The sequence below is a fragment of the Streptomyces sp. NPDC047079 genome (genome assembly GCF_040643755.1).
In the GTDB taxonomy this organism is placed as follows: Bacteria; Actinomycetota; Actinomycetes; order Streptomycetales; family Streptomycetaceae; genus Streptomyces.
Genome location: NZ_JBEYUZ010000074.1, coordinates 1 through 1,137, shown reverse-complemented (window position 1 = coordinate 1,137; position 1,137 = coordinate 1). Strand labels below are relative to the sequence as shown.

Genomic DNA, 1,137 nt, shown 5'->3' with positions numbered 1-1,137 from the left:
CTAGTGTCCTGAGTCCTTGTTTCGCTATAGAAGTAGGCTGGGCTCATGGCGCGTATGGGTCGGCCGACGGTCGAGGTGATTCTGACGGATCAGGAGCGAGAGACGCTGCTGCGATGGTCGCGGCGGGCAACGTCCTCGCAGGCTCTGGCGTTGCGGTGCCGGATCGTGCTCGCGTGCGCTGATGGCGGTTCGAACACCGCGGTGGGGACGGAGCTTGGGGTCCACCCGGTCACGGTGGCCAAGTGGCGTAAGCGGTTCGCGGCCGACCGGCTTCAGGGCCTGTCCGACGAGCCGCGGCCCGGCCCGCCGCGCACCGTGAGCGACGAAAAGGTTGAGGAGGTGGTCGTGCGGACCCTGGAGACCACTCCAAGGAACGCCACGCACTGGTCGACCCGGGAAATGGCCGCGGCCAGCGGGTTGAGTCAGTCCACCGTCTCGCGGATCTGGCGGACCTTCGGCCTCAAACCGCATCTGGTGGACACCTTCAAGCTGTCCAAGGACCCGCAGTTCATCGAGAAGGTCCGTGACGTTGTCGGCCTGTACCTGGACCCGCCCGAGCGGGCCATCGTCCTCTGCGTGGACGAGAAGTCGCAGATCCAGGCGCTGGACCGGTCGGCACCGGTGCTGCCGATGATGCCGGGCATGCCCGAGCGCCGCACCCACGACTACCTGCGCGGCGGAGTGACGACGCTGTTCGCCGCCCTGAACGCGGCCACCGGCGAGGTCATCAGTTCGCTCCACCGGCGGCACCGCGCAGTGGAGTTCAAGAAGTTCCTGACCAAGCTGGACAAGGAGGTCCCTGACCATCTCGAAGTCCACCTGATCTGCGACAACTACGCCACCCACAAGGCGCCCGCGATCCAGAAGTGGCTGCTGGCTCATCCCCGGTTCCACATGCACTTCACCCCGACCAGCTCGTCCTGGCTCAACCAAGTAGAGCGCTGGTTCGGCCTGCTGACGGACAAGCAGATACGACGCGGCGTCCACAGAAACGTCCAGGCCCTGGAGAAGGACATCCGGGCCTGGATCGCCGACTGGAACGACAACCCAAGACCCTTCACCTGGACGAAGACCGCTGACGAGATCTTCGAACGCCTCACCGGATATCTGAACCGAATCAAAGACTCAGGACACTAG

At 64.9% G+C, this 1,137-nt stretch carries 1 protein-coding gene; it reads left to right on the top strand.

The window, feature by feature from the left end:
- Window positions 1-45 precede the first annotated feature (45 nt).
- On the top strand, window positions 46-1,137 hold the full coding sequence (locus ABZ823_RS30935; RefSeq protein WP_361666240.1) for an IS630 family transposase: 1,092 nt from the start codon (window positions 46-48) through the stop codon (window positions 1,135-1,137).

Bases quoted from the DNA above. Each gene is read 5' to 3' on its own strand.
- ABZ823_RS30935 (WP_361666240.1), top strand. From the start codon at position 46: ATGGCGCGTATGGGTCGGCCGACGGTCGAGGTGATTCTGACGGATCAG.